Below are 26306 nucleotides of genomic sequence, written 5' to 3' on the forward strand. Positions count from 1 at the left end.
TGGGGGCTTTCAATTCGCATTTGACGCTGATTGCCCTCGACACCGCGGTTAACGCAATGGTGACCATGACTACTGCTGGGGAGAAACCAATTCGCTTGTTCAAAGCCTGTGCACAGAAAGCTGTGGAGCTTTAATAAACTATTGTATTATATTAATTTCTTCACCTTCAGGACTGGTGTAGGAGAAGCTGTCAAAGCCTTGGCGCCGCAACTCACGCACAAGTTCGCGCGCATCATCACGTGTGTCGAAAGGGCCCGTGAGCAAACGGTTCGCCTGTCCCCAGCGTGTTGTGTAGGCCTCTCGCCCATCGAGCAATTCCGGCGCACGACTCATCATGCGGCGCCAATCGAACTGCAAGCGCGAGATATCGCGACCTGTCGCCATTTGCACCCAGTGTCGGCTGGGATTCTGGGGAGGCTCAGGCTCTGAGCGCTCCCGGGGAATTTCGATCGAAGATATATCTACTGCGCCGCTCGCGGTCGTCGTTTCGGGTAGTTCATCCGGCGCAATCAGACCAGAGAACGCATCGGCAACTGTCGCCTGCTCGCGCGCCACTTGTGCCAACCTGCTCTCCCCTGCGGGTCCAGGCGGTGTGTTGTCGACCCGCGGCCCCAACGGAGTGCCGCGCGGCGCAAGACGTTCGTCAGCGCGCGCTACTCGCGCATCTTGAGTTCGCCCTAGTGTAGCCATCCGGGGATCATCACGACCGATCTCTGCTGCTCGCGGGAAAACTCCAAGATTCGCTGCAGCTGCTTGTTGCGCCTTGGTTAGGCGGGGCATGTATTCGAGATAGGGGACCATTCTGCTTGCCAGATCGCGTGGAAGCAGGCGCGTTGCAAGCGATCCCGCTGCATCAGTATCGCCCAAGATCGCAAGTCCGAAGGCACGCGCACGAAAAGCTGCCATGTCAGTCTGTTCAAGCATCGGACGCAGCGTAGATTCGAATTCCTCGCGCTGGCCCGATATGGCCAGGCTAATAGCCAGCCGACGGGAAATTTCGTTACTGGGCTCACGCGCAAGCACCGTGCGATAGCTCTGCTGCGCAAGCTCATTATTTCCTACCAGATCTTGCGCCAGTCCCCAGTCACCCAGAATGGGCTCTACGGAGGCGCCCGCTTGTTCGGCTTCGGAGAACATTTGCAGCGCCAAGACAGGCTGCTTCGTACGGAGATACACCGAAGCTAGCCCCAACTTGGCTGAGGCGGACCCTGAATCAAGCTGAAGCGCACGCGCGAAGAACCCCTCGGCCGCGCTATAATCACCGACCGCAAGCGAGGCATCACCGGCTTCCACCAGCGCGCTGACGCTTTGTGGATTGCGCGCCAACTGCTGCAATGCGGTACGTAATTGTTCGACCTCTTCAGAGGGGAGTGCCTGACGGACCTCGCGCGAGGTCGAATCCTGTCCGTATACAGGCTTCAACCCCAGCATGCTTGCGCCAGCCATGGACGCAACAATCAGAGTGCGAAGATCAGCTCGGGCCATGAATACCATTACCGTTCATATCCAGGCGCCGATAGCGCCCAAGATGTGAACCTTGCACGAATGGTGCGATGGAGCGTGCGAGATTACTGGTTATTCTGACGTCCAAGGAAACGTGGGATGCTGAGCGATGAGCCGTCGTCATCGCCATCATCCTCGTCCTCGTCATCCTCGTCACTGCTTGAGGCACCGCGCGAAAGATTGGCCATCCGTTCGAACAAAGTGCTGCCGCCACCGCTGGAAGGAGCCGTTTCGCCTCCCCCAGAACCAGCAGAGGCGCCAGAACCACTCGAAGCGCCAGAGCCACCGCCAAGCAGGGAACGACGGCGGCCGCCTTCGCCCGACTCTTCGGCGGCAGGTTCTTCTTCGCTCTCTACTGGTTCCGATCCAGACGCCAGATCCAATGGCTGATGGTCTGCATAGGGGTCGTTCTCTTCGTTGCGCATTCCCGCGAGAGGATCGACTATGCCATCGACATCGTCATCTTCTTCATTTTCGCCCATATCGTCACCGACCTGCATTCCAGACAGGTCGAAGGGCTCGACAGCGGGTTCTTCCTCATCTGTCCCTGCCGTTTCTGACATGGGTTCTGATTCCGGCTCGTCCTGCGCTTCGAATGCAGGCTCTTGCTCGGCCACCGGCTCCTCTGGCGCTTCCATCGCCAGTTCCAGCGGTTCATCGACCACCGCCTCTTCGACGGGCTCCGCCATCTCTTCCGACAAAGCGATTACCGGCCGCTTTGGTGGACGAGAAGCACTGAGGTTGATTGGCGCGCTTTCAGTCTTCGCTGGCATCGCGCTTTGATCAATGCCCGTCGCGACAACCGACACGCGGATCTTGCCGTCAAGATCCGGATTGAATGCCGAACCCCAAATGATGTTGGCATCCTCATCCACCAGCTCGCGAATGTGATTGGCTGCCTCATCGACCTCAAGCAGCTTCATGTCTTCGCCACCGATGATCGAGATGATAACGCCTTTCGCGCCTTGCATGCTCACACCGTCAAGGAGCGGGTTGGCAATTGCACGCTCAGCCGCATCCAGCGCACGACTTTCACCTTCGGCCTCGCCCGTACCCATCATCGCCTTGCCCATTTCGCTCATAACAGAGCGAACGTCAGCAAAGTCGAGATTGATCAGGCCGGGCATGACCATCAGGTCAGTGATTGAACGTACGCCCTGCTGCAGAACTTCATCGGCCAGCTCAAAGGCTTCCTTGAAAGTCGTCTCGGCCTTGGCAATCAGGAACAAATTCTGGTTCGGAATAACGATCAGCGTATCGACATGCTTTTGCAACTCTTCGATGCCCGCTTCAGCGGCACGCATACGGCGCGTTCCTTCGAACAGGAACGGTTTAGTCACCACGCCAACTGTCAGCACACCCTTGCGGCGGGCGGCCTCTGCGATCACCGGTGCTGCCCCTGTGCCTGTACCGCCGCCCATACCGGCTGCGATGAAAACCATGTTCACGCCTTCAAGCGCGTCTTCAATTTCCTTGACTGTTTCTTCAGCTGCAGCCTTGCCGACTTCGGGTCGCGCGCCGGCTCCAAGACCGCCGGTAATGTCCGGGCCAAGCTGTATCTTGGCGTCCGCCTTTGACATGGACAGCGCCTGTGCGTCGGTGTTGGCGACAATGAAATCAACGCCCTCGATCTCGGACTCGATCATGTTCGCAATGGCATTGCCGCCAGCACCGCCAATACCGACAACGGTAATGCGCGGGCGATGGTCTTCGCTGGTGGCTGGTCCGATATTGATACTCATTGGTTATCCTCCGGGCGGAATGGCCCTAAATTACGCGTCATACATTGCCACAAAGATAAAGTCCGGTTGATAGCGTATTGTCCCTTATCCACAGTGGTTAACAGGCCCATTTTGCGGCTCTAACCGGACTAGAAATTCTCCTTCAGAGCACGGAACAACCGACTGAGCCCGAGACCGCCTCCCAGACGCGAAGTGCGCATGCGACTCTCGCCTATGTTACGGATGTCGATCGGGTCGTCAGCTGCATAAAGACAAAGTCCGGCCAAGGTCGCGAAACCAGGCGTCGAATGGGCCTCTGGCAGTCCGGTCAACGCAGGCGATTTGCCGATACGAACCGGCATACCCAAAGCGCCTTGAGCGAATTCGGCGAGCCCCGCCAGTTCAGCACCACCGCCAGTCAGCACAACTTGGCCGCCGCCCATCCCAGTAAACCCCATGCCCTTCAATGCTCGCCCGATTTCATCCGTCAAAACAGACAATTGCTGTGTCACAATCGAAACGAGTTCGGCACGTGCAATGCGGTTCTTGTCATCGGCGCCGCGCGCCAAAGGCCCCGCCTCGTCATCACCCGGACCATTGATGGGGATCATCTCTCTGTGATCGGTTGGACTGGCGATAGCCGAACCGGATACGCACTTGAGCCGTTCCGCCTGAAAACGGCGCACACCAAAGGCCGAAGCAATTGCATCTGTGATGTCGCCCGAGCCAAATGGCAGCGCCTTTAGTCCCAGGAGCATACCGCCGGCATAAACCGACACATTGGTAACCTCGCCACCGATCTCAACCATCGCAACGCCCAGTTCCCGCTCTTCTTCGCTGAGGCAGGCATAGCCAGCAGCCAAGGGTGCAGCGACGATTGCCTCGACATCCAGATGCGCGCTTTGCACGGCTTCGATCAGGTTCCGCACAGGCGCACCGTCAGCCAGCATAACATGGACATCCACGCCCAGCTGTTCTGCATGCAGACCTTTGGGATTGGCCACACCATGCGCGCCATCGAGCGTATAGTGGGCAGGTTGCGCGTGCAGCACCATACGTCCGTCCGGCTGAATGGTATCGCGCGCAGCGATCAGCAGATGCTCGATATCTTCCTCTTCGATACGTCTGCCACCGATATCGATTTCCACCTTGGAAACCTGGCTTGCAAGGCCAGCCCCCGCACATCCGACCCAGACGCTTTGAACGCTCGTGCCGGCATTCTTTTCCGCTCGTTCCACGGCATCGCGAATGGCATAGGTTGCCGCGGCCATATCGGTCACATAGCCACGCTTGATCCCGTTCGACGCGCGGTGACCGGAGCCAAGGACCTGAAGCTCGCCATCTTCGGTTTGCCCCATGATCATGGCCGAGATGCGGAAAGAACCTGTGTTTACGGCACCGAAATAGCGAGTGAAACGCGTGCTAGCCATCAGTTGGTGGTCTCTCCATCTTGCGGGCTGCCACCCAGCACCTGATCCGCGCGCCCAGGGATGCGCATGTAAATACGCGGCGGTGCGCGCATGTCGAAAGTGGTCACTTCGCCGCCAATCAGCCGGTTCTGCCCATCCAGCCGCGCAAACGAAACGAGGGCAGTGGCCGCTTCATCATCACCTTGTGGTAGAGCGAGCACCTGATTGGTCTTGAAGGTCAGGTTCCAGCGGCGATTGCCGATCCATTCCGCAGCGCGAACCTGTGGCCGAATGGCAGGCGCTGCTTCGAGCAGATCGTCAAGCTGGCGGACCTGACGCACAGCACCCGGGCCAGAGATTACCAGCCTCTCCCCAATCGCAGTGCGGCGTATCGGTTCAAGCTCATTACCATCGACGTCAACCAACACCAGATGGTCTGGTCTTTGCAGCACGGCGTGCGGTTCACGCTCGACTATATCGATCGCCAAGGTACCCGGGAGCTGGCGCGATACGCGCGCGTCCTTAACCCAAGGCAGCTCCAACAATTCTTCGCGGATCGCGACAACATCAACATCGGGCATCGGCTCATTGCGTTGGCTGACCACACGTTCGTAAACGCGATCCTCATTCATCCTTTCGACACCCGAAACGCGCACATGTCGCACTTCGAAACCGGCATTGGCAGCAGACTGTGAGATTTGCGCCTGCACCATCGCAGTCGCACCGGAAATGTTCGCAATGAACCACGCCGCCGCGAGCGCCAGAATGATGATCAGCCACAGGAAGATACGCTGCAACTGCTCTTCAGTGAAAGGCAGCAGCCCCATCAACCAGTCGATGAAACCACCGGTCGTCTTCTTTGCCTTACGCGCCGTATTCGCACGGGCATTAGCTTTCGCCGTGCGGCGAGCGCCCTTTGCCCCGCGTTTAATCGTCGCCATTCGCGCCTCCTGACAGCTTCTCAGGCGCATGCTTCAGCAGTGCAGCAGTGATCACAGCTTCGACCAGGTCCGCATATTCCATTCCGGCATTTGCTGCCTGCTCAGGGACCAGGCTGAGCGGAGTCATTCCGGGCTGCGTATTCGTCTCGAGAACGAAAAGCCCCTCTTCACCTTGCTCGTCATCCCAGCGAAAATCGGTTCGGCTAACTCCACTGCAGCCCAGCCGATGATGTGCGATCAGCGCATATTGTTCGCATAGGGCAGCAATCTCTGGCGGAATATGCGCAGGGCATACATGCACTGTCTTCCCGTCAGTATATTTGTGCTCATAGTCATAGAAGCCGGCGTCGATCACAAGTTCCGTGACGCCCAGCGCCTTTGGACCTTCCGGCGTATCGATCACTGCTGTGGTCAGCTCGCGCCCTTTGATGAATGGCTCGGCAAGCAACTCTTTGAAATCCTGCCATGGACCGGCTGAATCGCGAGAGACGGGATTGCCGTAACTGGAATCATCCGTGACAATAGCAACCCCTACAGATGAGCCTTCATTGACCGGCTTCAGAACATATGGTCGTGGGAGCGGGTCACGCTCAAAAATCTCTTCGCGCGACACGATCCGTCCGCCTGGGAAAGGTATGCCGTGCGGCTGCAAGACCATCTTGGTAAGCTGCTTATCAATCGCGATTACCGAGGTCGCGAGACCTGAATGCGTGTAAGGCACCCCCATCAGGTCCAGCATGCCCTGCACGCTGCCATCCTCCCCCGGAACGCCGTGTAGCGCATTGAAGATAACGTCCGGCGCAGTTTCAGTGATGCGCGCAGCAACGCCTTTATCAAGATCGATACGCGTTACTCGGTGTCCCTTGCCCTCAAGCGCATTGGCCACACCATTACCACTCATCAACGACACTTCACGTTCGTTCGCCGGACCGCCCATCAGAACTGCGACATGAAGCTTGGGAAGAGCACTCATTTGCGCCCCACCCGCTGGATTTCCCACTGCAATTCGACACCACAGTCTTCCAAAACGCGACGGCGTACTTCTTCACCCAGCGCTTCTATATCTCTGCTCGACGCTTCGCCTTTGTTGATCAGGAAATTGGTGTGCTTCTCCGATACTTGTGCGTCGCCAATGGTCAGCCCTCGGCAGCCCGCTGCATCAACCAGTTCCCACGCCTTGCGACCGCCTGCTTCATGGGGGTCCGGATTCTTGAATGTCGAGCCACCGGTCTTGGTGCGAAGCGGTTGTGACTGCTCGCGCGCTGCGGCGATACGGTCCATTTCGGCACCAATGGCGGCGGGGTCGCCTGCTTCGCCTTCAAATAGGGCTGAAACCACAACAGCCCCTTCGGGCAAGTCTGAATGGCGGTAGGTATAGTGCAAATCAGCCGCCTTTAACGTAACCAGCTCACCGTCCGGCATCACAACATCGCATTCGATCAGGATGGAGGAAACCTCGCGTCCGTAGGCTCCGCCATTCATCTTGACGAAGCCACCGACAGTGCCCGGTATTCCGCGTAAGAATTCTAGTCCGGCAATGCCGGCGTCACGTGCCGTCGATGACACCAGAATGCCGCTGGCCCCGCCACCGCAGCGCATCCGGTTGCCCTCCAGCACTTCAACGCTGGAAAACGCCTTGCCCAGTCTCACAACGACGCCGGGCACACCGCCATCGCGTACGATCAGGTTCGAGCCCAAACCCAGAGGCATAACGGGCAGCGCACCATCCATTGCTTTCAGAAAGTCACGCAGGTCGTCGATATCTGCGGGTTCAAGCAACCAATCAGCTTCGCCACCTGATTTGAACCACACCAGCTTCGCAAGCGGTGCATGGCGGGTGAGCTTGCCGCGAACCTGAGGGAAATTGGCAATCGTCACAAACGGCCCCCTCCGCGCGCCTGTTCGATCGCATCGGCAAGTCCGGCCGCCCATTTCGTAATGTCGCCAGCGCCCAGGCATACGACAATATCACCGCCGCGCAACTCGCCCGCCAGCTCCTTAGCCAGACCGGCAGAATCCGCGACTGTAACGGCAGAGCGATGCCCGCGCGATTTGAGCCCCGCGACAAGCGCCGCCGCGTCGACGCCCTCAATCGGGTCCTCACCGGCAGTGTAGACCGGCGTGACGAAGACAGCGTCGGCGTCATTGAAGCAGTTCTGGAATTCATCCATCAAATCGCGCAAGCGCGTGAAACGGTGTGGCTGCGCAACTGCGAACACGCGTCCGCCATTCTCGCCACCCACGGCCTCTCGTGCGGCGCTCAGCACGGCGGTGATTTCAACCGGATGGTGGGCATAATCATCGATGATCGTCGCGGTTCCACCGTCGCAAGTGACTTCGCCTACCTTGGTGAAGCGGCGACGCACTCCGCCGAATTTTCCAAACCCTTCCCGGATCACATCATCCGGGCAACCCATTTCGATTGCCACGGCTATCGCTGCGAGCGCATTTTGCACATTATGGCGCCCGGGCATGGGTAAATGGACCCCTTCGATCCGCCGATCTTCTTCACCGCGTTGGCGCACGATCACATCGAACTGATTTCCGCCAGCTTTGGAGCGGACATTCACTCCGCAAATATCGGCCTGAAGCGAGAAGCCATAGGTCACAACCTTACGATCTCGCACCTGTCCGATTACCGCCTGCACTTCGGGGTGATCGATGCAAAGTACTGCCGCGCCGTAAAATGGAACGTTGTGAATGAACTCTACGAAGGCACGCTTTACACCATCGAAATCACCATAGTGATCCAGATGTTCGGGATCGATATTGGTGACTACGGCGATCGTGCCATCAAGACGCAGGAAGCTACCGTCACTCTCGTCAGCCTCGACCACCATCCAGTCGCTATCGCCCATGCGCGCATTAGAGCCGTACTGTTCGATAATTCCGCCATTGATTACCGTTGGATCAACATTGCCACGATCGAGCAGAGCCGCGATCATGCTGGTGGTCGTGGTCTTGCCGTGTGTGCCGGCTACGGCGATGGTCGACTTCAATCGCATCAATTCAGCCAACATCTCGGCACGGCGCACCACGGGAATGCGATTCTCCAAAGCCGCGGCAACTTCGGGATTGGTGCGGCGCACAGCGGTCGAGGTAACAACAACGGCAGCGCCATCTACATTTTCGCGCTCGTGCCCGATCTTTATCTCGATACCGCGTGCGCGCAGCCGCTCTACGCTAGGCCCTTCGTTGAGATCAGAGCCCTGCACCTGATAGCCAAGGTTATGCATGACCTCGGCAATGCCGGACATGCCAATTCCTCCTATCCCGACGAAATGAATTACGCCGATGTCAGTACCGACCCCCTTCATTCCGCGTCACCCCCAATGTCGCGCGTCGCATGCGAAGCTGATTTCGCACGTTCAGCCACTGCATCACGCGCGTTCTCGCCCACCCGGATCACGTCCATCATGTCTGCCCCGCCGAAGCTTTCGACCAGATCGGCAAGGTCCTTGGCCGCATCCGGGCGCCCGCAATTCCAGGCCGCATGGGCAGCATTGGCGAGCGTCTGCGGAGCTTTGGCCATCGCCTGAATCTGTAGCGATATATCCTTTGATAGCTTCTGCATCGCTTCGGATTGAGCAAGCCGTGCGCGGTTATCGCTGTCTTCGAGCCCTTTGATCTCGCCCACTGTGACTGCCGGCTGGCGGATCATTCGCGCTCCGCCTGCCTTCACCATCTCACGCGTATTCGCGGCTTGATGATCGTCGGTCGCGATAGGCAGCGGGATAAGTATCGCCGGACGACCAACCGCAGTCAGTTCAGCAATGGTCGAAGCGCCTGCCCGTCCGATGAAAAGATGACAGTCTGCCAGCCGCTCTTCCATATCCTCGAAATATGTCCCCAGTTCTGCTGGAATATCATGCGTGCGATAGCGCTCGCGAACTCGGTCCAGATCCTCTGGCCGGCATTGCTGCGTAACCTGCAGGCGCTGACGCAGCGCGGGTGGCAGCATCGCCAATCCATCGGGTACCACTTCAGACAGAATGCTCGCGCCCTGACTCCCACCGGTGACCAAAACCTTGAGAAGGCCATCCTCTGTGAATGGCGGATAGTCCTCATCGCGCAGCGCAAGCACTTCTTCGCGCACCGGGTTGCCAACCAGATGCACCTTGTCGACATATTTGTGCTTCAAACGCTCAATCTCGAGAAAGGCCGTGGCAATTGCATCGACGCGCCCCGCCATCATGCGATTGACCCGGCCCAGCACAGCGTTCTGTTCGTGGATGACGCTCGGGATATCTGCGGAACTTGCTGCCAGCATGGCTGGAGCGGCAGGATACCCGCCGAACCCCACGACGGCAGTGGGATCGAAGCTTTCAAACAGACGCAGCGCCATGCGCCGCCCTTCTAGCAGCGCCTTCAGCCCGCCAAACCAGCGCAGCGGGTTCTTGCCAAAACGACCTGCTGGGATCACATGCGCGGTCAGGAAATCGGGCTTGCCCGGGATCGCTGCCCCCCGCTCATCTGTAATCAACGCAACATGATGCCCGCGTCGATCAAGCTCGGTTGCCAACGCGAATGCCGGGATCAGGTGCCCACCTGTCCCGCCGGCTGCCAATACGAAATGACGGCTTGAGCCTGTGCGCTGTGCGCCGCTCATGCAGCATCCTCCTTGCGTTCCATCATCGCTTTCAGACCAGGCGTCTCCCGCTTCAGGAACGGGTTGCGACGCGTGATTGCGAGTAATAGCCCAATTGTTAGGCACATGGCGATAGTCGATGACCCACCATAGCTGATTAGCGGCAAGGTCATGCCCTTGGACGGGAATAGCTGCAGATTCACAAGGATATTGATGAATGCCTGCCCGCCAACCGCAGCTACCAATCCGGTTGCTGCCAACACAGCAAACAGGTTCTCCTCATCAACAAGCCGCAATAGTACGCGCCAGATGATCGCCAGATAAAGCAAGACTACCACCGCACACACAAGCAGGCCGAATTCCTCACCAATGACGGAGAAGATATAATCCGTATGCGCTTCAGGCAGGTTCATCTTGCGCACGCCCAGCCACAGACCTGTTCCGGTCCAGCCACCCGCCATCAGCGTACGCTGCGCCAGATCGACCTGGTCAAACGCTGTGCCACCACCAAGGAACGCATCAATCCGGTGGCGCGCATTATCGTAAAGGAAATACGTCGCAGTGAGGCCGGCAATGCCTGCGCCAACCAGCGCGCTTAGTCGCTGCACACTGATGCCGGAAAGCAATACCAACACGAACCAGATGCCAGCGAACAACAATGTCGCTCCAAGGTTGGGCTGCATCATCAAAAGCGCGCCGATCAGCAGCATGACAGCTGTAGCCATTGGCAGCACCGGCAGACCAGGATCGCGCAAGCGCAAGCTCAGGATCCACGCCAGCAGGATCGCAAAGCCAGGCTTCAAGAATTCCGACGGTTGCAGCGAAAATCCCAGATCAAGCCAGCGCTGCGCACCATTACGCTCGAATCCGAAAATCGGGACCAAGGCCAGCAAAACCAGCATGATCGATGCGAGCAGAATTCCCGCCTGTCGTGCACGGTCGCGCGACAGAACTGAAGCGCCGATCATCGCGCCTAGCCCCAGAAACTGCCAAACGATATGCTGTTTCAGGAAGTAGAATTCGCTCAGCTGCACTTCACTGGTCGAAAGGCGAGAGGCGCTCGCAGGGGATGCCGCTGCCACCGCGGCTGTACCCAACAGCATCAATCCGAGAATCAAACCAAGCAACACTTTGTCGATCTCACGCCACCAGATGCGCAGCTCGTCCCGCCAATTGAGTTTCGCATGCGGGTTGACGGGGGCTCTGCCGCCTTGGCGCGGGATGTAGGGTTTGACAGTGCTCATACCGTGTCCCCCGCCTGTGAGGCGCTTTGGATCTCTTCGCTTGCGCCAGTCAGGACGGCGACAACTTGGCGGAATGCCGCACCGCGTGCTTCGTAATCGCGGAACTGGTCGAAACTGGCACAGGCTGGCGAAAGCAGGATGACGTCTCCCGATTGCGCTGATGCCTTGGCGCGGCTGACTGCTTCCTGAAGCATTTCGGCGCGCTCGACATGCACATGCGGCTCAAGCAATTCGGCAAAACGCGGACCGGCATCGCCTATGGTGTAAGCCGCCGCGATATTGCCCAGATGCTGCTCGCATGGGCCAAGCCCGTCTTCCTTGGGCAAACCACCGACAATCCAGTGGATACGCGGTTTGCCGTTCTCGGGCGGATAAGCGGCGAGCGCTGGAGCCGTGCTGTCCGGATTGGTTGCCTTGCTGTCGTTGATGTAAAGCACGCCTTCGTGGCGCGTGACAAGTTCCATCCGGTGAGGAAGCCCGGTGAACGTGCGGAGGGCTTCTTCAATCGCGCTCTCAGACAGACCTAGCGCTTTGCATGTGGAGATTGCACTGGCTGCATTCTGGTGGTTGTGGGGCCCGCGCAAAGCTGGCCAGTTCGGTTGCCTATCAGAATAATCCAGCGAATACATGAGCCTGTGGTTTGGAATTAGTACATGCAGACCATCGGGCTCTGGTGGTATGAATTCCCCTGTCACTGCGATGTGCATCGGGTCAGATGCCATCTGCAATTCGAACAATCTGAGCTTCGAAGCCCGGTACTTTTCGAAATCGCCATCATACCGATCCAGATGATCGGGCGTGATATTCAGCAGCACTGCAACATCGCAATCGAGCGAATAGGTCAGATCGATCTGGTAGCTCGATAGCTCGAGCACATAGACCCCGCCTTCGGGTAGCGGCTCCTGCGCCAGGATCGGCAAGCCGATATTGCCACCCATCGTGGTCGGCACTCCGGCTGTCTTCAGGATATGGTGCACCAGTGCAGTTGTGGTTGATTTACCGTTGGTGCCGGTAATCCCGACAACTTTGTGCGGCGGCAGTTCGGCACGTGCGAGCGCGAACAGCTCAATATCGCCAATCACCGGCACGCCAAATTTCTCGGCGTGCGGTTTGATGGGGTGGGTGTTGAGCGGAACACCGGGTGAGACCACGACACCGTCAAATCCCGTCAGGTCCATTTCCAACGGGTCTGCCAGCTCGCAGCGCCCCTCAAACGGTTCGCGCGCGACATCCTGCCGGTCCCACGCGACAACGCGTGCACCGCTCGCCAGCAAAGCCTCGACCGTCGCTGCGCCAGAGCGCGCGAGGCCAAGCACCGCGTAAGATTTTCCTGAGAAGGCCTTCGCGGTGATCACCCCTGCGTCACCTTACCTTCAGGGTTGCGAGCCCCGCCATCGCGAGCACAATAGCGATGATCCAGAACCGGATCACGACCTTGCTTTCGCTCCAGCCGAGTTGTTCGAAATGGTGGTGGATGGGAGCCATGCGGAACACACGCTTGCCCGTCCGCTTGAACCAAAACACCTGAATAATGACGCTGGCGGTTTCGACGACGAACAGCCCGCCAACGATCAGCAGCACGATTTCATGATGGCTTGCAACTGCGATAGCGCCCAGCGCTCCGCCCAATGCCAGAGACCCGGTATCGCCCATGAATACCGCCGCTGGCGGTGCATTGAACCATAGGAAGGCCAATCCCGCCCCCATGATAGCCGCGCAGAAAATGGCCAGTTCGCCAGCGCCTTCGACATAGGGAATGCCGAGATATTCAGAATAGTCGACACGGCCGACAAGATAGGCGATTATTGCAAAGGTGCCCGCCGCGATGATCACAGGCATGATCGCCAATCCGTCCAGCCCGTCTGTCAGGTTCACTGCATTACCGAAGCCCACAATCAGTGTGGCCGCAAACACGAAATAGAAGGGGCCCAGTGGGATCGATACCCCGCTGAAGAAAGGTACGTATAGGTTCGTGCTGACTTGGCTGACGATAATGTAGCTAGCCACCCCGGCGACAATGAATTCGAGCAGCAGGCGTACCCGACCCGGCACACCACGATGACTCGCCTTCGAGACCTTGTCATAATCATCAAGGAAGCCGATCAGGCCAAAGCCCACAGTGACCGCGAGGCATGCCCAAACCAGTGGATTGGTAAGATCCATCCAAAGCAGAAGCGAAAAGCTCAGCGCCACCAGAATGAGCAATCCGCCCATTGTCGGCGTACCGCGTTTCGCCAAATGGCTTTGCGGGCCGTCCTCGCGGATTGGTTGTCCCTTGCCCTGCCGCACACGCAACAGATTGATGAAGCGTGGCCCGATAATCAGCCCGAAGAACAGAGCAGTGATCAGCGTCGCACCCGCACGAAAGGTCTGGTAGCGAATAAGGTTCAAGACACCTTCGAAACCCAGCCACTCGGCGATCAGGTAAAGCATTCGATATTCCTAGGTCTTGGACTGGGCGAGCGGCCCGCCAATCCCGGTAAAGTGTGACACCAGCGCGCCGAGTCCGACTGAGTTGGAACCTTTGACCAGAATTGCATCACCTTGTGTGATACCAAACTCGTTCAAGGCTGAAATCGCCTCGGCAGGGTTATCGCAATGCGCGAAGCCATGGGTAATGCCAAGCGATGCCGCAGAGGCTTTCCCCAACTCCGCAGCAAGGCTGCGCATCTCTTCACCAACCAAGACCGCAAAATCGACCTTTGCCTCGCTCAAGGGTTCGGTCAGTTGAGCGTGAAACTTCGCTGCAAAGTCACCCAATTCCTTCATACTGCCCAATACAGCGACGCGGCGGTTTGCAGGCGTCTGACCCAGCGCTTTCAACGTCGCCCGCATCGATGCTGGATTGGCGTTGTAGCTCTCATCAATCAACAGCGCCTTGCCGCCAGGAACAGCAATCTGATGGCGCGCGCCGCGCCCCTTCAGCCCGCCCATTTCCGCAAGCGCCAAGCCCGCAGCGCCCAGATCGCCGCCAGCGGCCTTCACTGCCGCCATGACGCCAAGCGAGTTCGCTATCCAGTGCTCGCCAGGCTCTGCGACCGAATAACATACACGGGTATCACCCAGATCGGCTGTCACCAGAGATCCGCCGTTGGCGCTGGGGATAGCATCCAGCAAACGGACATCGGCATCTTTCGCAGCTCCGAAAGTGATAATTTTCGCGCCGTAGGTCTTCGCGATGTCGCACATCTGTTCACAGTAAGGGCTATCAGCCGGAATGACCGCTGTGCCACCATAAACCAAGCCAGAGAAGATAGAGGCCTTCTCTGCGGTGATGGCTTCCATGCTGCCAAGGTTCTCTATGTGTGCCGGAGCGATAGTCGTGATCAGCGCGACGTGCGGGCGAACGTGCTCTGCCAAGGGCGCGATTTCGCCAGCGTGGTTCATTCCCATTTCGAACACCCCGAACTTGGCTCTGGCTGGCATACGCGCGAGCGTCAGAGGCACCCCGACATGGTTGTTGTAGCTGCGGATGCTGCGATGTGCGGCGCCGCGACTTGCACGGTCGAGCGAGAGGAAAATCGCCTCCTTCATGCCGGTCTTGCCGACAGAACCAGTTACGCCGATGCGCACCGCGGGGCTTCGCTCCCTAGCGGCATGCGCCAGCGCGTGAAGCGCTGCTGTCGTGTCCTTGACAAGCACATGAGGGTACTCGACCGGACGATCGACGATTGCTGCAACGGCGCCATTGGCAAAAGCCTGGGGCAGAAACTTGTGGCCGTCCATGGCGTCGCCCTTGAGCGCAATGAACAAATCGCCCCGCTTCACATCACGGCTGTCCATCTCGACGCCTGAGACCTGAAATTCATGGCTTGCGGTGCCGCCGGTCGCTGCTGCGATCTCGGTCGCGCTCCATAGCGCAGCGGGAAGCGCATCGCGCCTCGCAATGGGCCAGTTGCGCAGAACGCGCATTGCAGATCCTTGAACGCTCATGCCTGCGCCTCCGCCGCGGCGCATTCGCGCGCCACTTGCACATCATCAAACGGCAATATCCGCATGCTTTCTCCCGACCCGATTATCTGTCCTTGTTCGTGACCCTTGCCGGCGACAAGGATGATATCTTTGGTATCCGAGCGGCGGATGGCCTCCGTAATTGCGGCACGGCGGTCAGCGACTTCGATCGCTTCGGGCGCACCCTCGAGTACCGCAGAGCGAATGGACGCAGGATCTTCGCCACGCGGATTGTCGTCGGTGACAATCACGATTTCGCTACCCTTTGCCGCGGACACGCCCATTGCGGCACGCTTTCCCTGATCGCGGTCACCGCCAGCACCGAATACTGTGATCAGCTTGCCTTCGACGTGGGGACGCAAAGCTGCAATCGCTGCCTCAAGCGCATCTGGCGTATGCGCATAATCGACATATACCGGCGCACCTTGCGCGGTGATGACTGCGCGCTCCAGGCGGCCGCGAACCGGCTGTAGGCGGCTTGCTGCGTCAAAGACCTGAGATGGCGGTGCGCCCGTCGCGATTGCTAGCGCACAGGCGGTCAATGCATTGGCCGCCTGATAGGCGCCGATCAGCGGCAGTTTGATCGTTCGGGATGAGCCTTCATGCTCCAACTCAAGCATCTGGCCCAGCTGAGTTGGTGTTCTGGTCTTGAGCGTAATGAAATCGCCATTCGTACCGACAGTTTGGACATTCAAGCCGCGCTTCTGCGCGCGCTCAATAGCCTTGTTGGTCCACTCGCCCGCATCTTTGTCATGCCAGACAATCGCAGCTGCACCCGGCTCGAGCACTTCGTCGAACAGGCGCATCTTGGCTTCGAAATACTCTTCCATCGAGCCGTGATAATCCAGGTGGTCCCGGCTGAAGTTGGTAAAAGCTCCTGCGGCTACATGGACCCCTTCGTTGCGGAATTGGTCGAGCCCGTGACTGGACGCTTCGTAAGCAACATGAGTCACGCCTTCGCGCGCCAAGCCACTCATATTGCTGAGAAACGTGACGATATCGGGCGTGGTAAGCCCTGTCGAAACGCTTTCATCTGGTGTCGTTACACCCAGCGTGCCGATGCTCGCCGCGCGTTCTCCGCACATGCGCCAAAGCTGGCGCGTCATCTCGACGCAAGAGGTTTTGCCATTGGTACCCGTAACTGCAACAATATGTTCCGGCACAGGGGTAAAGAAAGCCGCCGCCAGATGCGCAAATGCGCGGCGCGGTTCAGCATCAGCAATGTGCACCGCACCCGATACAGTCGCCTCAGGTCGCGCAACAACAGCGACTGCACCTGATTTCACAGCTGCCGGAATGAAATCCTCACCATTTACACGCGCGCCCTGAAAAGCGCCGAACACCGTTCCCGGTGCAACCTTGCGATTGTCGATGGCAAAGCCGGTGACTTGCGTCTCGGCACCTTCTTGCAGCGCGATACCTGCTTTGTCTGACAGGACACCCAACTTCATCAATGATCCTCCGGCACAAGGCGCTTGAGGTCAGTTAGATCGACATCGCGGTTGTTGTCGGGGCGCACGCCCAGCAGTGGGCCAATGCGGGGCACCAGCCGGCCTACGATCGGGGCCGCGGTCCAACCCGCTGTGCGCTGGAATGAGCTGGCAACGGTCCCCCGCGGCTCATCGAGCATCGCGACGACAACATAGCGAGGCCGGTCCATCGGAAAGGCTGCAGCAAATGTCGAAATCAATGCAGTGCGGCGATAACCGCCACGCGTCGGCTTTTCAGCAGACCCGGTCTTGCCACCAACGCGATACCCATCGGCGTCAGCAAATGTCCCTGTTCCATAAAGCGCTGTCATTCGCAGCAACTGGCGCATTTGTGCGGAGGTAGACGCCTTGAAGACCCGGCGGCCGCGCGGCACATACTGGGGGGCAAGCTTGTGCATGGTCGCCGGGCGCCAAATGCCACCATTGACCATCGCTGCATATGAGCTGGCCAGATGCAGCGGCGTAACCGCAATGCCATGACCATATCCGACCGTCATACTGGTCACCCGGCCCCAGCGATCGTTGCGCCATATAGGCATACCGCGCGCAGGAAGTTCGATGTAAGGCCGTTCATGCATGCCCAGATCCATCAGCGTGCGACGCAGGCGCTCTTCACCCAATTCGTCGGTGATCCGGGCCGTGACTGTATTCGATGAATACATCATGGCTTCCGCCACATTGAGCGTCTCACCCTTAGGCTTCATGTCATCGATAATGGTGCGCCCGACCTGGACCGGCGTTGCATCCCATCGCTCGGCGAAGTCGCCGATGATGCCTGCATCCAACGCCGCCGCAAACGTCAGCGGCTTAAAGGTTGAGCCAAGCTCGTAAACCTGGTTCGTTACGCGGTTGAAAACGGGTGCATTTTCGCCGCGCGCTGCGGCCGCCTCTGACTGCATCAGGTCATCTTTGGTCACGGCATTGGGGTCGAATTCGGGCAGAGAAGCCATCGCGACCACTTCACCAGTGTCGACATCAAGTACGATGCCAGCAGCACCGATCGCATTCACTGCCAACATACCGCGGCCAAGTTCGTCTTCCAGCGCACCCTGCACCCGCACATCCAGCGCAAGCGGGACAGCTTCACCGCGCGTCAACGGATCGGACAGCTGGTCATGCAGCACCTGCTCCATGCCCACCTGGCCCAGACCATCAGAATTGATATAGCCCAGCGCATGCGCAGCCAATCTGCCTTGCGGGTAGTGCCGGTCATTCTCGCGCGGCATTTCGAGCGCGAGCTCACCAATCGCCTGCACCTTATTGGCATCTTCAGGTAGGACACGGCGGCGCAAATAACCTGCCTTGCCACTTGCCAGACGTTCAGCCACGTCAATCTCGTCGATCTCGGGAAAAATCGCCTTGAGACGCGCAGCAACTTCCTGCGGCGACTTTACCAGCGGTGCGCCATCATCACCCATTGCCTGTGGGTTGAACCACAAGGCATATGCGGGAAACGCACGGGCCAGCGGCACACCATTGCGATCCGTGATCTCTCCGCGCGGCGGCAGCAAAGCTTCCTCAAGAGAAGTGCGTACTGGGCCATGATCAGCCAGCCCCAGATACGCAATACGCAGCAGGGCCGCGACCGCAACCACAGCAAACACGATCGCAATCCAAAGCACGCGCCAACGCGCTTCCTTTAGCGATTGCCTGCGGAATGTAACAAGTTGGGCCCTACCGCCGCTGATGGCTGCGTTGGCCGAAAGTGCGTTCATTCACCCGCCTCTGCACTTAGAAACGTGCGCGCTTGCGCAGGTCGAATAGGAGATGCTTCAGCGAGCAGCTCCCCTACACTTTCGGCAAACGTTGTGGCGGTGTCAGGCGCGTCCACTGCAGCCAGAGTGACCGGGCGCCCGGATACTGGTGAAAGCATTTCACGCGGCCCGCTCTCAGCCTTTGGCAAGTCAGCCGAGGCCACGCGGATCGGAGCTGGCGCTGCAAGCCCGCGCTTTTCACCAAAGGCAGCCAACTGACGTTCGCTCTCGACATACTGATCGGGGCGAGCCGCAAGCAGACCAAATTCAACCGCATTCCATTCTGACAGCTGACGCTGGTTTGCGCGTGCCTGAAATTCGGTTTCCAACATCGTTGTCTCGCGTTCCAATGCGATGATCTGGCGCTCGGCGAGCAGCACTTCGCTCTTCACCGCATGGACCTGAAAGCTGAGCGCAAAGAACAGCGCTGCAACAGCGGCCAGGACAACCAGCCAGCCAATCTGGCGCAAACGGGATCCGGTCATATTCATGCGGCTGCCTTTCGTGCTGGTGCCTCGCTGCGGACAGCATGGCGAAGTGTGGAGGAGCGTGCGCGTGGATTGCGCGCGATTTCAGCATCCGACGGACGGATTGCCTTTGAGATGTGCGTGAAGATCGCCGGTTGCGTGTCTGCCTCGGGCAAGTATCGCGAACCGCCCGAGCGGCCCGAAGCATCGCGCAGAAACCGCTTCACAATACGGTCTTCCAGACTGTGAAAGCTGACCACGGCCAGTTTTCCGCCGTTGCGCAACAATTGCTCCGCTGCAACCAACCCCTCACGCAGTTCATCAAGCTCGCCGTTCACATGGATGCGCACCGCCTGGAACGTGCGCGTCGCCGGATCCTTTTTGTCCGAAGGCTTGTAACCCAGCGCCTTACGCACCACCCGCGCCAAATCGCCGGTAGTGGTAAGCGGACGTGCAGCTATGATTGCGCGCGCGACCCTGCGCGATTGGCGTTCTTCGCCATATTCATAGAGCACGTCCGCTATCTGAGTGTCCGATGCTGCGTTGAGAAAATCGGCCGCGCTCTCGCCTTCCTGACTCATGCGCATGTCGAGCGGGCCATCTGCGGAGAAGGCAAAACCACGCTCTGCCTGATCCAGCTGCATTGAAGACACGCCGATATCCATGGCCACGCCATCGACCTGTGCGACGCCAACTTCGGCGAGCGAAGCGACCATTTCGGAAAAGCACCGCGGATGGAGCACGAGACGCGGAGGGGTAATACGCGCCTCAGCCCATCCGCGGCCTTGCGCGATCGCATCCGGATCGCGGTCAAAGGCATGGACGGTTGCGCCGCAATCAAGCAGCGCACGGGTGTAGCCACCCGCACCGAATGTTGCATCGACGATCACGTCACCCGGCTGCGGATCAAGCGCAGCGATAACTTCGTCAAGAAGAACAGGAATGTGTGGAGCGTCATTTGCGCTGGATTTCTCGGAGGTCACTTTTTGCCCCCCTTTGCCTTGGCTTCGGCGACGAGTGCCGCGCAGGCCGCTTTGGCCGCGGCCCAATCATCGCCCATGCGCGCAAGCTCGGCAGGGTTCCAGATCGTGAAGAAGCGTCCGCCACCCTGGAAATATAGCCCGTCCTTGATGTCCGCGAGTTCACGCAGAAAGTCCGGCATGATGAAGCGCCCACTGTCGTCAAAGGACAGCTCGGAAAAACCGTTCAATTGCGAAGAGCGGGTCTCTCGATCAAAATCGCGCCCAAACTTGAACGCCATTTCCTCTTCACGGTCGAGCTGCTGCTCGAACTCTTCCTTGCGCGAAAGCCCGAAACCGACGAGACAATTCCACCGGTCATGCTTGGTCAGGCACAGCGTTTTGCCGCCCGAGGACTCTTTCACGGCTTTCCGGAAGGCAGGAGGCAAGACAAAGCGGTTCTTATCGCCCGCGGGCGAAAAGGCCTGTCCACTATATCCTGCGAAAGACACTTGTCCCTCTCCACCCTGAACCCTGTTCGGTGAAGGCCCCATCCCTCACCGAAATCAGACAGAGCTTCGCCCTCGCCGCCCGCGCGCAAACGCAAGCAGCGCGCTCTTCGATGCAAGAGCGCAGCACGAAACCTCATGTCCGATGGAAAACGGTCATATCGCGGGGAGCATGGGGATGGAAGGGGTTTTTGCGGGAAATTACGGGATAAAGCTGTAAGTTATTGTTATAATTAATTTTATCTTACGCTTCATTTCGACCAAAGTCGCTCCGATTTGGTAGAAAATAGGGGCAATCCCCTGTTTTACCGTCCTATTTGAGCGCAGCGACTCGTTCTTGCGCCACTCTTCCCGTGAAATCCCCAGAACCGTCCTAATTGCTCACTTCGAACGCGACATCGAGCAGGTCAAGCAGCTGCTGCTGTGTCTCGCCAGTGGGCTCGAACATCTCAAGCACTGCGGCATCCGCCACAACCAAGACCTGTCCTTTTTCTACCTTGCACCGCGCCGCCAACCCTTCCCCCAGCACTTCGCAGGACCCGCGTGCGGCAAGCTGCTCCTCACTAAATCCATCGGCTTCATCGAGTATCAGAATGTCACCTGCAAGCTGGACCGGTAGCAAGCCGTCCCCATAGCTCGCCTCATGCAGATCAAACGGTTGCTGATCGAGATATTGCATCGCAAGTCCCCAGCGAAGGATGACCGGCGGAACCAGTCCGACCAGCGTGGGATGTCTGGGATCGCCGACCGGTACGGAGTATTGCCCGGTCAACATGGGATCGAGTAAATAGAGCAAACGCCCACCGCCGCGAACCCAGCTGTCCAATGCCTCATTATCTGCCGGACTGAGCCCGCGCGGCTGCGCCAAAAGCAAGCGATCAAACCCGTTTAGCGGACCAGATTCGCCATCAGCCGCGGCACTCAGGCTATCAAGCGGGACCAATTCATAGCGTCGTTCAATAACCGTCCGGACCCAAGGCTGTTCGCCCGCGCCGCCGACTATCGACGCAATGTCCGCACCTTCAGGCCAATAGATCGGCAGGCTAGTCATCAAGGCTAGCGGATGGCGCTCAATTGGCGCTTCAGGATCGTCGGCGCGTGGCCAAAAGACGAACAACAGTACTGCGGCTGCCGCGACCAGCGCTACAATCGCGATTTTACTGTGCTGGCGAATTGGTGACATCGCTCTGCTCTTCTTCGAGCAAGGGATCGGTTTCCGGCGTGACTACCGGCTCTACCGGAAGGTCGGGCACGACGCCCGCATCAGCCAATGGGTCACGCTGCGCAGGAGCCGCGACCGGCTCCGTTGTTGGCGCAGCGTCAGGCACCGCCGCTTGTTCGGTGACGCGCGCGCGATCCTGAATGATGTTGGCGAGGCCGACTAGCAAGATCATCGCAGCAATTCCGGACAATCCCACTTGCAAGCGTTGCGTTGCTTCGGCCCGCGAACCGCCAAGCGGGCCTGCGCGATCCGCGTCTTTCAGCGGATCGGATAAGCCGCGCAATCGCGGGAGCTTGAAGATTTCGGGCCTTTCCATTGTGCGTAAGGCTACTGCCTATCACTCTGCAGTCAATCGGCTTCGAGCCAATCGAATACCGGCAAGTCTTTCGAACGCAGCCAATCGGCATTGTAGAGCGTCGACAAATAGCGGAAGCCTGTATCGCATAGGATAGTCGCCACGCGTGCATTCTGGCGCCCTTCAGCCACCAGCTTCTTACCGAGCTCGACCGCACCGGCAACGTTGATGCCTGATGAAAGGCCAAGGCACAGCCCCTCTTCCCGAAGCATCTGCGCGACCCACTTCAGTCCCTCCTGATCGGAGATGCGAAACTGATCATCGATCGGTGCGCCTTCCAGGTTAGCAGTGATCCGCCCCTGGCCGATTCCCTCGGCGACAGAAGATCCCTCTGCCTTAAGCTCACCATGCGCGAAATAGTTGTACAGCGCCGCACCGTGCGGATCGGTGAGCGCAATTCGCACATTTTCGTCCAGCGCTTTCAGCCCCATTCCAACACCGGCAATCGTGCCACCAGTACCCGCGGCGCAGGTAAACCCATCGATCTTCCCGCCCAACTGTTCCCACAGTTCTGGCGCGGTGCCTTCGATATGGGCTTTGCGATTGGCTGTGTTGTCAAATTGGCCTGCCCAGATTGCGCCATCCATTTCCTCTGCCATGCGGCGCGAAACGTGCTGGAAATGATTGGGATCGGCATATTTGGTTGGCGGGACAAGCACCAACTCTGCGCCCAACGCGCGCAGCGTGTCCATTTTTTCCTTGGACTGATTGTCCGGCATGACGATGATCGTCTTGTAGCCCAGAGCATTGGCCACCAGCGCAATCCCGATACCGGTGTTACCGGCCGTACCTTCAATGACTGTTCCGCCGGGCTTCAGGTCTCCGCGCGCTTCTGCGTCGCGGATCATGTAGAGCGCTGCCCGATCCTTAACCGAAGAACCGGGGTTCGCGAATTCGCATTTGCCGTAGATCTCGCAACCAGCTGTCTCGCTAGCTCCTTTGAGCAGGACAAGCGGCGTGTTACCGATCAGTTCGAGCGTCGAGCCAAATGGCTGAGTGATATTCATGCTGGAGGAAATAGGCTGTCCCGGCCTGTCCCGCAATGAAGATCAATCTTCAGGTGCGATAGTTACCTTGAGGCCGTCCAGATCCGCAGTGAACGGGATCTGACATGACAGGCGCGAAGTTTCATTGCGGTGATCCGAGCTTTCCAGCAGATCATCTTCGTCTTCGCTCATCGCCGGCAGCTTGTCCATCGACCCTTCGTCGACATGGACATGGCAGGTCGCGCAAGAGCAGCAACCGCCGCACAGGGCAAGCAATTCGTCAAATCCGTTGTCACGGATCGCTTCCATAACGGTCAGGCCGTCTTCGACATCGATTGTCGATTCTTCACCATCGCGATTGACGACTGTCAGCTTCGGCATCTTTGCATCTTCCTTTTTGCGGTGGGCAATCAGCGGAGGGAGCCCTAAATACACTTCGAGCGGGCTGCTAAGCAGGTGTGGCCTGATTTGCAAGCTAGGGGAATAGTTAGTGGGCCTGAGCGCTGAAAAAATAAGAGCCGGTCTGGATGCTGTCGCGAGCAATGACAAGCGCGTCGCCGGCGTGCTTGAACGCGTGGGTTATCCGGAACCGCGCATCCGCGATACAGGTTATAAGACTTTGCTGCGTACCATAGTAGGCCAGCAGGTCTCAGTCGCCGCAGCGTCATCTATGTGGAACAAGCTGGAGACCGAGCTTGGACCCGACTTCAAGCCCACTTGCATTCTTGAACGCGACTTCGACACGCTACGTGCCTGTGGCCTGTCGCGCCAGAAACAGGGCTATGCACGGAGCCTGTGCGAACTCGTTGCTGCAGGCGAGCTGGACTTCGACAATCTGCCCGCAGATGACGAAGAGGCGATTGAAGAACTCACCCGCATCAAGGGGATCGGGCGATGGTCAGCCGAGATCTATCTGCTGTTCGCTGAAGGCCGCCCCGATATCTGGCCCGCTGGAGATTTGGCAGTACAGGAAGGCATCAAGCGCCTGCTCGAGCTGCCAGAGCGTCCCAAGGAAAAGCCGACCCGCGAACTGGCCGAACAATGGAGCCCGCATCGCGGGGCAATGGCGATCTTCACCTGGCACTTCTACGCCAATCCGGCGTTGTAAGCTGAAGCTTGAAACACACGCTGCTACGTGTATTGACTAAATAATACACCTTGATTCTGAAAGTTCCTCCACATGCCAGCTTTTGACACTTTCCCTCTAATCCCGCGCGATGATCTGTTCGGCAATCCGACCCGCGCAGCGGGCAAGATCAGCCCGGATGGCAAGTGGCTCAGCTGGCTCGCGCCCAAGGACGGCGTACTCAATATCTGGATGGCTCCGGTCGCAAATCCCGATGATGCGAAGGCGATGACCAATGCCGAGGATCGCCCGATCCGTCAGTATATGTGGGCACCCGATTCGAAGAGCCTGCTCTATATTCAGGACAAGGGTGGTGATGAGAACTTCCTGCTTTACGGCGTTGATATCGCCAGCGGGAAGGAAACCACGCTCACCCCGTTCGAGAACACCCGGGTCGACATTGTTGGCGGATCAGAGAGCATTCGTGACAAGATCCTGATCGGGCTCAACAACCGCGATCCGCAGTTCCACGATGTGCACTTGCTGAATCTGAATACGGGCGAGTTGACCCTGGTGATCGAGAATAACAGCTATGCCGGGTTTATGGCGGACGACACGCTGACGGTGCGTATGGCGCTGCGCCAGAACGAAGCCGGCGGCACAGATTATTTCCGTGTGGTTGATAACAAGGTGGAGGATCAGCCCTTCACTTCAACAGAAATGGAAGACTCGCTCACGACCAATCCGGCGGGCTACACCAACGACGGTTCGATCCTGTATTGGCTGGATAGCCGCGGGCGGAACACTGCTGCGCTCTATGCAGAGGATGTTGCGAGCGGCGAGCGGACATTGATCGCGGAAGATGACAAAGCCGACATTGGCGGAACGATCCGCGATCGCGAAACCGGCGAAGTCCAGGCCTATTCGGTGAACTACCTAAAGACCGAATGGACCGCGATTGATGCTCATCTTGGTGCGTCGCTCGAATGGCTCGGCACACAGCTTGATGGTGAGTATGGGATTTCCAGCCGCACCGATGATGATCGCACGTGGATTGTCTGGAACGATCCGCTAACCGCGCCAATTGCGACGTATATCTACGATCGGGATGCGGCAACGCTGACGCCATTCTACGTCACGCGACCGGAGCTTGAAGGTGCGCCGCTGCAACCGATGCATCCAGTCGAAATCACCGCGCGGGATGGCCTGACACTTCCGTGCTATCTGACCCTCCCTGTGGGCGCCAACACGGATGGAAGCGCGAACCCGGACATGCCTTCGCCAATGGTCCTGTTGGTCCATGGCGGCCCATGGGCACGCGATGATTATGGATTTGTCAGCACGGTGCAATGGCTCGCGAACCGTGGTTACGCCGTACTGCAAGTCAATTTCCGTGGCTCTACCGGTTTCGGCAAAGACTTCCTCAATGCGGCGAACAAGCAATGGGGCCTCGCCATGCATGACGACCTGATCGACGCGGTCGAATGGGCGATTGATCAAGGCATAACCGCAGCGGACAAAGTCGCCATCATGGGAGGCTCATACGGAGGGTATGCGACGCTCGCTGGCCTGACATTCACGCCAGAGGTTTTCGCCTGCGGCGTTGATATTGTCGGGCCATCAAACCTTGAGACGCTGCTTGCCACCATCCCGCCCTATTGGGCACCGATGGTGAAAATCTTTCATGAGCGGATGGGCAATCCGGACAGTGAAGAGGGGCTCGCGCTGCTCAAAGCCGCAAGCCCGCTCTACAAGGCTGACCAGATCAGCAAGCCGCTTCTTATCCTGCAAGGCGCAAATGATCCGCGCGTGAAGCAATCGGAAAGCGATCAGATCGTTGGCGCCATGAAGGATGCCGGCGTGCCGGTGACGTATGTACTCTACCCGGATGAAGGGCACGGGTTTGCCAAGCCCAATAACAACATCGCCTACACCGCGATTGCCGAGAATTTTCTCGCTTCGGTTCTTGGCGGGCGTAGCGAACCGATCGGGGACACCGTGAAAGCGTCGACTGCCGAAATTCTGGAAGGCGTTGAGCATGTCGCTGGATTGGCAGATGCGCTGGCCGATTAGCCGAGCCTATCAACAGTGATGTAAATAGCTGACAAACAGGTTTCAGCGAGCTACCTGTCCTGCAACAC

At 58.5% G+C, this 26306-nt stretch carries 23 protein-coding genes; 2 read left to right on the top strand and 21 right to left on the bottom strand.

Annotated elements, in window-relative coordinates; genetic code table 11:
* Positions 1–138: 138 nt before the first annotated feature.
* From A6F69_RS10980 to A6F69_RS11080, 21 genes are all read right to left on the bottom strand, one after another.
* Positions 139–1446 carry an SPOR domain-containing protein gene (locus A6F69_RS10980; RefSeq protein WP_245638238.1) on the bottom strand — a complete coding sequence of 436 codons (1308 nt, stop codon included), beginning with the start codon at positions 1444–1446 and terminating at the stop codon, positions 139–141.
* Positions 1447–1568: 122 nt separating this feature from the next.
* The gene (gene ftsZ, locus A6F69_RS10985) at positions 1569–3245 is read right to left on the bottom strand and encodes a cell division protein FtsZ (RefSeq protein ID WP_067601183.1); all 1677 of its coding nucleotides are present in this window, start codon (positions 3243–3245) and stop codon (positions 1569–1571) included.
* Positions 3246–3373: 128 nt separating this feature from the next.
* Positions 3374–4654: a cell division protein FtsA gene (ftsA, locus tag A6F69_RS10990; RefSeq protein WP_067601186.1), complete on the bottom strand. Its 1281-nt coding sequence runs from the start codon at positions 4652–4654 to the stop codon at positions 3374–3376.
* On the bottom strand, positions 4654–5574 hold the full coding sequence (locus A6F69_RS10995) for a cell division protein FtsQ/DivIB (protein WP_067601189.1): 921 nt from the start codon (positions 5572–5574) through the stop codon (positions 4654–4656). Before A6F69_RS10995 ends, ftsA begins: the two co-directional genes overlap by 1 nt.
* Positions 5561–6547 (bottom strand): D-alanine--D-alanine ligase, encoded by a 987-nt coding sequence (locus tag A6F69_RS11000; protein WP_067601192.1) that lies wholly within the window; start codon positions 6545–6547, stop codon positions 5561–5563. The genes A6F69_RS10995 and A6F69_RS11000 overlap by 14 nt, the downstream gene beginning before the upstream one ends.
* Complete coding sequence (murB, locus tag A6F69_RS11005) at positions 6544–7506, bottom strand: UDP-N-acetylmuramate dehydrogenase (protein ID WP_083984778.1); 963 nt, start codon at positions 7504–7506, stop codon at positions 6544–6546. Before murB ends, A6F69_RS11000 begins: the two co-directional genes overlap by 4 nt.
* Entirely contained in the window at positions 7449–8891 is a 1443-nt protein-coding gene (murC, locus tag A6F69_RS11010; protein ID WP_067601195.1) for a UDP-N-acetylmuramate--L-alanine ligase, read from the bottom strand. The genes murB and murC overlap by 58 nt, the downstream gene beginning before the upstream one ends.
* On the bottom strand, positions 8888–10183 hold the full coding sequence (murG, locus tag A6F69_RS11015) for an undecaprenyldiphospho-muramoylpentapeptide beta-N-acetylglucosaminyltransferase (protein ID WP_067601206.1): 1296 nt from the start codon (positions 10181–10183) through the stop codon (positions 8888–8890). Before murG ends, murC begins: the two co-directional genes overlap by 4 nt.
* Positions 10180–11406 carry an FtsW/RodA/SpoVE family cell cycle protein gene (locus A6F69_RS11020; RefSeq protein WP_083984779.1) on the bottom strand — a complete coding sequence of 409 codons (1227 nt, stop codon included), beginning with the start codon at positions 11404–11406 and terminating at the stop codon, positions 10180–10182. Before A6F69_RS11020 ends, murG begins: the two co-directional genes overlap by 4 nt.
* Positions 11403–12761 carry a UDP-N-acetylmuramoyl-L-alanine--D-glutamate ligase gene (gene murD / locus A6F69_RS11025; RefSeq protein ID WP_067601209.1) on the bottom strand — a complete coding sequence of 453 codons (1359 nt, stop codon included), beginning with the start codon at positions 12759–12761 and terminating at the stop codon, positions 11403–11405. The genes A6F69_RS11020 and murD overlap by 4 nt, the downstream gene beginning before the upstream one ends.
* 7 nt (positions 12762–12768) lie before the next feature.
* Complete coding sequence (gene mraY / locus A6F69_RS11030) at positions 12769–13839, bottom strand: phospho-N-acetylmuramoyl-pentapeptide-transferase (protein WP_067601212.1); 1071 nt, start codon at positions 13837–13839, stop codon at positions 12769–12771.
* A 9-nt stretch (positions 13840–13848) separates the two neighbouring features.
* Positions 13849–15339 (bottom strand): UDP-N-acetylmuramoyl-tripeptide--D-alanyl-D-alanine ligase, encoded by a 1491-nt coding sequence (locus A6F69_RS11035; protein ID WP_067603001.1) that lies wholly within the window; start codon positions 15337–15339, stop codon positions 13849–13851.
* Positions 15336–16808: a UDP-N-acetylmuramoyl-L-alanyl-D-glutamate--2,6-diaminopimelate ligase gene (locus tag A6F69_RS11040; protein ID WP_067601215.1), complete on the bottom strand. Its 1473-nt coding sequence runs from the start codon at positions 16806–16808 to the stop codon at positions 15336–15338. The genes A6F69_RS11035 and A6F69_RS11040 overlap by 4 nt, the downstream gene beginning before the upstream one ends.
* Positions 16808–18562, bottom strand: coding sequence for a peptidoglycan D,D-transpeptidase FtsI family protein (locus A6F69_RS11045; protein WP_067601217.1), 1755 nt, complete (start codon positions 18560–18562; stop codon positions 16808–16810). Before A6F69_RS11045 ends, A6F69_RS11040 begins: the two co-directional genes overlap by 1 nt.
* The gene (locus A6F69_RS11050) at positions 18559–19086 is read right to left on the bottom strand and encodes a hypothetical protein (RefSeq protein ID WP_245638239.1); all 528 of its coding nucleotides are present in this window, start codon (positions 19084–19086) and stop codon (positions 18559–18561) included. The genes A6F69_RS11045 and A6F69_RS11050 overlap by 4 nt, the downstream gene beginning before the upstream one ends.
* A 2-nt stretch (positions 19087–19088) precedes the next feature.
* Positions 19089–20051, bottom strand: a complete 963-nt coding sequence (gene rsmH, locus A6F69_RS11055; RefSeq protein WP_067601223.1) for a 16S rRNA (cytosine(1402)-N(4))-methyltransferase RsmH — start codon at positions 20049–20051, stop codon at positions 19089–19091.
* Positions 20048–20452, bottom strand: coding sequence for a division/cell wall cluster transcriptional repressor MraZ (locus tag A6F69_RS11060; RefSeq protein WP_342669857.1), 405 nt, complete (start codon positions 20450–20452; stop codon positions 20048–20050). The genes rsmH and A6F69_RS11060 overlap by 4 nt, the downstream gene beginning before the upstream one ends.
* Before the next feature lie 457 nt (positions 20453–20909).
* Positions 20910–21719, bottom strand: a complete 810-nt coding sequence (locus tag A6F69_RS11065; protein WP_067601229.1) for a hypothetical protein — start codon at positions 21717–21719, stop codon at positions 20910–20912.
* Positions 21694–22074 carry a hypothetical protein gene (locus A6F69_RS11070; RefSeq protein ID WP_245638240.1) on the bottom strand — a complete coding sequence of 127 codons (381 nt, stop codon included), beginning with the start codon at positions 22072–22074 and terminating at the stop codon, positions 21694–21696. Before A6F69_RS11070 ends, A6F69_RS11065 begins: the two co-directional genes overlap by 26 nt.
* 32 nt (positions 22075–22106) lie before the next feature.
* Positions 22107–23120 (bottom strand): cysteine synthase A, encoded by a 1014-nt coding sequence (locus A6F69_RS11075; protein WP_067601232.1) that lies wholly within the window; start codon positions 23118–23120, stop codon positions 22107–22109.
* Positions 23121–23162: 42 nt separating this feature from the next.
* Entirely contained in the window at positions 23163–23480 is a 318-nt protein-coding gene (locus tag A6F69_RS11080) for a 2Fe-2S iron-sulfur cluster-binding protein (RefSeq protein WP_067603006.1), read from the bottom strand.
* A gap of 109 nt (positions 23481–23589) precedes the next feature.
* Between A6F69_RS11080 and A6F69_RS11085 the strand changes: the two genes are divergently transcribed.
* Both A6F69_RS11085 and A6F69_RS11090 read left to right on the top strand, forming a co-directional pair.
* Complete coding sequence (locus A6F69_RS11085; RefSeq protein WP_067601236.1) at positions 23590–24207, top strand: DNA-3-methyladenine glycosylase family protein; 618 nt, start codon at positions 23590–23592, stop codon at positions 24205–24207.
* Between the two features lie 72 nt (positions 24208–24279).
* Positions 24280–26238 carry a S9 family peptidase gene (locus A6F69_RS11090; protein ID WP_067601239.1) on the top strand — a complete coding sequence of 653 codons (1959 nt, stop codon included), beginning with the start codon at positions 24280–24282 and terminating at the stop codon, positions 26236–26238.
* Positions 26239–26306: the final 68 nt, after the last annotated feature.

It is taken from the genome of Altererythrobacter ishigakiensis, from assembly GCF_001663155.1.
Lineage (GTDB): Bacteria > Pseudomonadota > Alphaproteobacteria > Sphingomonadales > Sphingomonadaceae > Erythrobacter > Erythrobacter ishigakiensis.